Below are 7,987 nucleotides of genomic sequence, written 5' to 3'. Positions count from 1 at the left end.
TGTTAATCCGTATGTCACTGGTTCGAGTCCAGTCAGAGGAGCCAAATTCGAAAGCCTGCTTAGTTTCCTAAGCAGGCTTTTTTGTTTCTGTTGTTTGTCAGATTTGATAATCAAGAGCTGTTTCTTCAGACTCAAGCGCCAGCCGCTTAATATCAGCGACAGAAAGCTCAGGATTACATAATTCAATAAAGCGCCAGACGTAATTACGCTGCAACTGCCCTTTCTTCAGCCCTAACCACACGGTATTGGCGTCAAAAAGATGTCGGGTATCAATCCTGACCAACTCCCCTTCGTCACCACTCGCCTGAAATGCAACCAAACCAATGCCCAACCCCAGCTCGACGTAGGTTTTCACGACATCCGAATCTTGCGCACTAAGCACAATATCGGGCGTTAACCCACGGCGTGAGAAAGCCTCATCAATACGCGCACGCCCGGTTATCCCCTGCCGATAAGTAATAATCGGCCAGCGACTTATCTCATCGAGCGTGAGAGGGTTTGCGTAAATGAGCGGATGGTCACGCGGCACCAACAATGTGTGATACCAGCGAAACCATGGATAAGCGACAACCGAAGGGTCGGTACTGAGCCTTTCACTGGCGATACCGATATCTGCCGTGCCGTTATGCAGAAGGGTTTCTATTTCTTGTGGCGTACCCTGAATTAATTCAAGACGCACTTCCGGAAACAACGCACGGAAAGATTTGATAACTGTCGGCAAGCTGTAGCGTGCCTGAGTGTGCGTTGTGGCAATCGTGAGAACGCCGCTGGCGTCATTGGTGAAAACATCCGCGAGGCGCCGCACGTTGCTGGCCTCATTGAGGATACGCTCGGCTATAACCAACAGGGCTTTGCCCGGCTCCGTCATGCCCAATAAACGCTTACCGCGACGGATGAAAATCTCGATACCGAGTTCTTCTTCCAGCTCACGAATATGGCGACTTACGCCAGATTGCGAAGTAAAAAGCATGTTGGCGACTTCGGTCAGGTTATAGTCCCGCCGGGCCGCCTCGCGGATAATTTTAAGTTGCTGGAAGTTCACATTGCCCCCGAGGCATAACCGTTCTTTACACTATTGTTAAAGTGGCGACCCCGAGATAACAAATAATAAAAACCAGCAGCTTATTCTATTTAGCGATAAGCCAACTTACCCCACCAGTAACAATTCGCGATTTTCCTGCACAGGGCGAACAACTAAAGACATCAAAATGTCTTTCACTGCCTGAGCTTGTGGAGTCAACGAGGTTCGTGCGGACAAGTTGACCGACAGCGGTAAATTAAGCGATGGACTGGTTATGCGCGCCATCCAACCATTTGCAGAACTGACCAGTGAACGCGCCGCAGATTCTGGCAACACCGTCACACCCATTCCGCTGGCAATCGCCGCAGTTAAGGTTGAGATGGAGTCAATCTCACCGGTAATTTTTGCTGTCAGGCGGCGTAATGAAAAAGCTTCATCCACACGTTTACGTACAGCGCTATAGTCACGCGGCAGAAATAGGTTCATTTCGGCCACTGCGGCGAGATCGACTGTCTGACCTGGACAGTCGCGGGTGCCGACCAGAAACAACTCCTCTTTGAGTAACGGTTGGCTAATGATACCCGCCGTTGGAGAGCGGTCATACAAGACCGCCATGTCAAGCTGGCCGCTTAACAGCTTGTCATTCAGGACAGAACTACTGTTCTCATGCAGATAGACCAGCACGTCGGGTAATTCCGCACGTACCGCCTGTAATAAAGGCATGGTGATTGATGAAGCCGCAGTACCTGGTGCCAGGCCAATAGAAACCTGTCCACCTAAAGTTTGGCCCACGTTGCAAACGGCTAGTTGAGCCTGTTCGCATTGGCGCAGAATGGCTCGCGCATGGGTATACAGGATTTTTCCTGCTTCTGTTGGCGTTACGCCGCGTTTGGTGCGAATTAACAGCTGCTGATCCATTTCACCTTCAAGGGTAGCAACTTGCTGGCTCAGCGCCGGCTGCGCAATATGCAGCACTTCAGCGGCCTGAGTCAGGCTACCTATATCGACGATTTTTACGAAGTATTTCAGTCGTCTTAAATTCATTTTGCCTCCTACACGGAATGCCAACGCCAGTCTCGGCAGTGATGTCTCCATAGGAATTGCAATATGCTTGCCACTTTTTACAAACATCCGACCAGATGCGCTAACAGGCTGGATAATAAGAAAAAGTGATTTAAAACGTGGGAAGTGGAATTGAAACAGCGGTTCTCTTATGCCCCATTAGAGGTATAGGCGCACCATAAAGGTGCGCCTAATCACATGGCTATAACCCCGCCCACCAAAGACGCAGTTTCATGCCCCAGTAACTGGTCCAGCCGGTGGTAGAAGAAACGACTTCTCCTTTATAAAACACCACCAGTGTGGGCGTGACACCAATCTGCCAGTTGCGGGATAACTCACCGGATGCATCATTCACGACCGGTAGCTGAACTTTCTTACGCACCAACCAGCGTGAAACCTCCTGAGGATCACCAGAACGTAAAGCAATGGTCATCACGTTTTCACCCTCACTTACTAGCTGCGCAACAGAAGGGGTCGTATAGCGACAGACGGCACACCAGCTCGCCCAGAAATAGAGTAGCAGTGGACGCTCCTCGCTAAGTGCATTCAACGTTACTGTTTTTCCATCCAGTGTATGGAACGGTGTGCTGTCAAATGTCGCGGGCATTTTCGGCGCGCGCCACATATCCATCACAACAACAATAGTGATGAATATCATCGCTATTACCAACGCCTCTCGCCCCCAACGTTTCAGCTTACTTTTCATTTGCCTGCTCTCGCTTGTCTTTTACCAACTCATCCAGCGATTCCCATGGCACTGCACCGGCAAGCAGCGTATCGCCAACCAGCGTTGCTGGCGTCCCTTCCACGCCCACAACCCTTGCCAGTTGCAGATTGAGATTTAACGTTTCCATACTCATTTCATCCGGCTTAACCGGGGTTGCACCACTTTTGGAAACTGCGGCGCCAATGGTTGCGGCGGTGTGATTACCCTTTTTCGACATCAGATTTTGATGCAACGGCATAAACTGCTGCGGATGCTCACGCCAGGTCGTCAGTGCAACACGAGCCGCAAGCGATGAGGTTTCACCACGAAACGGCAACAGCTTAAACACGACGGCCACATCAGGATATTTCTCTACAACTTTCTCAAGCATCGGATCGAACTGTTTGCAAAACGGGCAGTTGTAATCGGTAAAAGAAATAATTGTCAGCTTTGGCGAGTTTGAACCAATTCGTGGACTGGCAGGGTCGTGGTACAACGCCTGATAAATCATTTGCTGCAATTGTTCTTCATTGGGTTGCGGCTCAGCATAGGTACCAAAAGCCATCACCAACAGTAAAACCGCCATGATCATTTTCATTGTTTCGTTCCTTTCGCGTCGTTTAGCGCATTCAGTACCGAATCGCGAGTTAACAGCGTCGGCAGTGGTTTCCCTGCTGGAATGTTCGGCCCGTAAACCTGGTTGAAAGGCACACCAACCTGGCCACGCAGTTTGAGGAATTCGGTGATTTCTTTGGAAGGGAGTGTCCAGTCTCCTCGCAGTGCAACCACATCTGGTGCCTGCAATGTGGCTTGCACATCGTCACGAGAAAGAACATTTAACTTATTAAGTTTGCAGGTTATGCACCAGTCAGCGGTGACATCAATAAAGACGCGTTTGTTTTGCGCCAGCGCATCCACGATTGCCTGCTCGCTTAACGGTTGCCACGCGATATTTTCATTTGCAGGTGCCACTGCTGATGCACTGAAATGTACCGGTAACAGGCTGACCAGCCAAAGTGCCGAACCCAGCATCATTACTGCCAATATCCTGCGTAACCAATGCATCCAACGTCCAGGTCTTGGTAAGCGCAAAGCAAGTGAAGGACGTATTGCAATTAGCAACCACGGCAGACTCATCCCCACGCCTAGCGCGAGGAAAATGCCCCAAAGCGTTGGCAGCGAAGATCCCAGCGCAACGGCTACGGCGGTGCCGAGGAACGGTGCGCTGCATGGTGTTGCCAGTAATGTTGCCAATGCACCCTGCCAGAAATGTCCACTCATGCCACGTCCGCCCTGCGTGGCAAGTTTCGTCGTCATATTTGAGGAAAGCCGAAACTCAAACAACCCAAACAAATTGGCGCTAAACACCACCATCACCAACGCCATGAATCCGATAAACCAGACATTCTGGAACTGAATGCCCCAGCCCACGGCATGATTCGTTAAACGCAGCACCGTCATTAATAGCGCCAAAGCCATAAACGAGACCAGTATTCCGGCAACAGACGCAAGAAATTGCTGGCGAATCACGCGCCTTTCTTGCTTTTCCACAAGTAAAACAGAACCAAGTTTCATACCGAGCACCGGCAAAACACACGGCATTAGATTGAGAATAAAACCACCCAACAGCGCCAGCAGTAAAACTTGCCAGAAAGCAATGGCTTTACCAGATTCTGGCGCTATTGGTGCTTCATTTATGGTTACGCTGCTTTGCTGCGCAATGCCGTTATCTGCGATAACCAGCGAAAGGTCGCGCCCACGCAAGTCAGGCCCGGCGCCATCCCAGCCATCGCTAACGGGGATTGTTGCCCAAAGCGTTTCGCCATCGATACGATATTTTGGCTTACCAAAACTGGCATCTTCCGGCATATCTAAAAACAGCTCTGGTTTTTGCCAACCAGCAGCGCGAGTGGCTTGCACGACCAGTTCAGCATTGCGATACCCTGCAATCAGATTGTCCGTCAGCCCATCAGGACGCGGTACTTTCCCCATCGCTTGTGCGTAGTCATGGGCAAAGGTTTCATCACCCTTATTTGGTGTAATTTCAAACGGGAAGTCCGTCAGCAGGCAAACATCTTTGCAGGTCGATAACGTCAGCACGCCAGCAATTTTCTTTGGCACATCACCAGAGAGAGTCATCGGAATGCTGACCTGGTTGTGATAGCCCTGCGTGGTGATACCTGCCACATCAAAACGTTGTGGAACAGGCCAGAACCAGTCCGCCGCCCTCACCGGCTCGTGCCAGGAAATTGTCGGCGCAACGCCACCATCACCCGGCGACCGCCAGTAGGTTTTCCACCCTTCTTCCAGTTTCACATCCAGCAAAACGCGACTTTCCCCTTGTGGAGATGCATCGGCGCGCAGACGCACACTGGCATGGTTATTTTCGGTAGAATGAAGCCAGCCCGTTTCTTGCGCCCACGAAAATGGCGGCCATAGCAGTAAAAGACAGAACAAAGCCTGCCTGAAAAGACTCAACATATTTTTTCTCCATAAATGAATTATCGAACTGAGTTAAACAGCCGATGTTTCATTCACGGAATACGCAAAATCGCAGATGGACTCGGATGGTGGGCGAGGAAAAGGCCCGGAGGGGAGCAATGGATGAAAGTTTCGACTGGAGAGGCGTAAGAAGTGAGAGGATCAGACTGAAAACAAACAACGCACCTTCAAACAATACAGGCGGTGCAGCAAGCAGTGACTTAGCGCTTAATTCACACGGCGAAACCGGTGAGGCCTGCTCCGCATCTGAAGCACTGCCTTGAGCAAGTACAATGCTTTCAGCCGCTTTCATTTGCAAAGCATGTAATCCCGCCATGCGCTGCGCGGTGCAAATTAACACCACCAGACATGCCAGGAAAAGAAACCACTTTGCCAAATGCTTTTGTTTAAACATGAATCCCTCTTACGTGAACCGCATATCTTAGCCAGTCGTCTCTATTTGGCAACAAATGAGCTGTAAAGATATGTCTGCACGCCCGAAACGCCTCGTTTGTGTGTTTTATCAGCAAACGCACCAACGGTGTGATGACAGGCTTTGACAACCCTGAAACGCCTCGCTAATATGCGCCCCGTTCAAGCGATTCCTCTGTAGTTCAGTCGGTAGAACGGCGGACTGTTAATCCGTATGTCACTGGTTCGAGTCCAGTCAGAGGAGCCAAATTCAAGTCAATGGAGTTCCATCGAACTCCGTTACTTATCTGCAAAACTCTTGTTACTCCAGCTTTTATCCTCAGATACATTCTACCCAACCAAATTCTACTCAAATCATTGATGAGACCACTTTTGATCTTCTTCCAGTTCAATGGTTTTTGAGGCCCCATATATTTCTGCCTGCCAGACAGGGCGAAACCTGCAAACCCAAAGAGAAAAAACTGGCTGCGGGTATTAACGCGAGTGAAAAGGAAAAGAGATCATTCGCGCCGTTTTGACTGTTCATCATGCACACAACAAACGGGCCGTGATATTGCTTTCCTGCATGAAAAAGTTCGGGTCAACGTGTAAGCATTCCCACAAAAAAGATTAGAGTTTAAGTTCTGGCACCAGAGCACCTTTGCTTTGCATACACGATTTCCATGCACTACCCGGAACCCCATTGTCTAAAATAGTTGATGTTCCATATTCTACTCCGAGCATTTTATTCGCAGTGAATGCTCCATCCGGGGCTGAAATAACATACTGGACAGTCGTCCATCGGACGCTCACGGAATGGCCCTCAGCACTGAGCTTTGTGGTCTTGCTCTTGATGTCCTCTGTACATTGATGAGCTGTCGCATCAACAAAATGATATTTCTTTTCTTGCGTAGATTGCGGTGTATTCGACGTGCATCCAGAAATAACAAAACAAGTAAGAGATAACAGGTAAATTTTTTTTAACATAACAGATCCCTATATCATATTGTCACCCCTGAAAATCGTGCCAGCTTTCAGGGACATATATAAATTTGAATAGCACAAGACTGATAATCTCTTCGAGCAGTCACAGCAAAACCAACTCTGTTTCATTGCTCGCGCGAATCCTTCACATCAGCTAGAGGAAACTCGAATTTCCGCGCCATCGTCTTCCCTGTTTTTTATCACTGCACTGTTTTTTCGGGTTCAATATTAATCGGCACCGGCATCCCGGAACGGCGGGTTAACGCTGCACTCACCACGCTTGCATCCACGCCTGAACCTTGGGTGACAATGCGCAGTGCCGGAGTCATTGGCAGCGGGACTTTCTTGTCAGATTCAAACTCCGCACGATTACGGGACAGCGGCTCATGCACCTCCAGCCAACGCCGCCCGTCCGGCTCAACAGTTACTTTCACCGGCTGGTCAATCAACTGCACGCGTGTTCCCACCGGCACGTTATCGAACAGGTATTTGATGTCGTCTTTGCGCAGGCGGATGCAACCCTGGCTGACACGCAGACCGATACCAAAGTTAGCGTTGGTGCCGTGGATAGCGTACAGCTTGCCGATGTAAATCGCGTACAGCCCCATTGGGTTATCCTCACCCGGCGGCACGTACGCTGGCAAAGTTTTACCCTCTTTCGCGTACTCACGACGGGTATTTGCCGTTGGTGTCCAGGCCGGTGCTTCCTGCTTACGCTCCACCCTCGTCACCCAGTTACGCGGCGTCTCGCGCCCAGCCTGACCGATACCAATGGGCAAGATCTCCACCGTGTTGCTCTCTTCCGGGTAATAGTAAAGCCGCATTTCGGCGACGTTAATCACGATGCCCAGGCGTTCGGTGTCCGGTAGAATCACTTGCTGCGGAATGGTCAGTTGGGTACCCGCTTTTGGCAGGAATGGATCTACGCCAGGATTAGCTTCCAGCATGTTGCTGAACCCCTGTCCGTACTGCGCGGCATAATATTCCAACGGCTGGCTATTCCCTTGCGCAACAGCAACGGTTAACGGTGTACCGACCAGGCGACTACCTTCGGGTGGCAGCATATAGGTGACCGCCAGGGCGCTATGGGTAAAGGCGGTTAGCACCAGGGCAAGCGAGGACAAACGAATCATAATTTCCCTGTTATCAAACATGATGTAGATAGGCTAAATATAACCCTTCGTTAAGGATTGAGTGAGGAAAGTCTTACAAAATAGCCTCACAACTGACCCGCTCATTTTGCTGTGGCATTTGTGGGGCATGATATTTTATTTTTAACTTTATAATTAGCTAATTACTGTAAACGTATTCCCTCCCAGAGA

8 protein-coding genes and 1 tRNA gene are annotated in these 7,987 nt (G+C 50.0%); 1 reads left to right on the top strand and 8 read right to left on the bottom strand.

Annotated elements, in window-relative coordinates:
- Nucleotides 1-97: 97 nt before the first annotated feature.
- The 6 genes from cbl to FH968_RS21505 all read right to left on the bottom strand — a co-directional run bounded on the left by cbl (nt 98) and on the right by FH968_RS21505 (nt 5,685).
- Nucleotides 98-1,042, bottom strand: coding sequence for an HTH-type transcriptional regulator Cbl (gene cbl, locus FH968_RS21530; RefSeq protein ID WP_139883199.1), 945 nt, complete (start codon nt 1,040-1,042; stop codon nt 98-100).
- 105 nt (nt 1,043-1,147) lie between these two features.
- On the bottom strand, nt 1,148-2,065 hold the full coding sequence (gene nac, locus FH968_RS21525) for a nitrogen assimilation transcriptional regulator NAC (protein WP_139883197.1): 918 nt from the start codon (nt 2,063-2,065) through the stop codon (nt 1,148-1,150).
- Between the two features lie 220 nt (nt 2,066-2,285).
- A complete protein-coding gene (locus tag FH968_RS21520) occupies nt 2,286-2,789 on the bottom strand; it encodes a protein disulfide oxidoreductase (protein WP_139883195.1) in 504 nt (167 codons plus the stop codon).
- On the bottom strand, nt 2,779-3,387 hold the full coding sequence (locus FH968_RS21515; RefSeq protein ID WP_139883193.1) for a DsbA family protein: 609 nt from the start codon (nt 3,385-3,387) through the stop codon (nt 2,779-2,781). The genes FH968_RS21520 and FH968_RS21515 overlap by 11 nt, the downstream gene beginning before the upstream one ends.
- Entirely contained in the window at nt 3,384-5,270 is a 1,887-nt protein-coding gene (locus FH968_RS21510; RefSeq protein WP_139883191.1) for a protein-disulfide reductase DsbD, read from the bottom strand. The genes FH968_RS21515 and FH968_RS21510 overlap by 4 nt, the downstream gene beginning before the upstream one ends.
- Before the next feature lie 49 nt (nt 5,271-5,319).
- Entirely contained in the window at nt 5,320-5,685 is a 366-nt protein-coding gene (locus tag FH968_RS21505) for a copper resistance protein (RefSeq protein ID WP_139883188.1), read from the bottom strand.
- Nucleotides 5,686-5,873: 188 nt separating this feature from the next.
- Between FH968_RS21505 and FH968_RS21500 the strand changes: the two genes are divergently transcribed.
- A tRNA-Asn gene (locus FH968_RS21500) sits at nt 5,874-5,949 on the top strand.
- Between the two features lie 362 nt (nt 5,950-6,311).
- Here FH968_RS21500 and FH968_RS21495 read toward each other — a convergent pair.
- Nucleotides 6,312-6,668, bottom strand: a complete 357-nt coding sequence (locus FH968_RS21495; RefSeq protein ID WP_139883186.1) for a hypothetical protein — start codon at nt 6,666-6,668, stop codon at nt 6,312-6,314.
- Nucleotides 6,669-6,865: 197 nt separating this feature from the next.
- A complete protein-coding gene (ldtA, locus tag FH968_RS21490; protein ID WP_189389287.1) occupies nt 6,866-7,798 on the bottom strand; it encodes a L,D-transpeptidase in 933 nt (310 codons plus the stop codon).
- Nucleotides 7,799-7,987: the final 189 nt, after the last annotated feature.

Source organism: Buttiauxella sp. B2, from assembly GCF_006376615.1.
Lineage (GTDB): Bacteria > Pseudomonadota > Gammaproteobacteria > Enterobacterales > Enterobacteriaceae > Buttiauxella.
The sequence above is the reverse complement of the archived record's forward strand: the minus strand, read 5'-3'. Positions and strand labels throughout refer to the sequence as shown.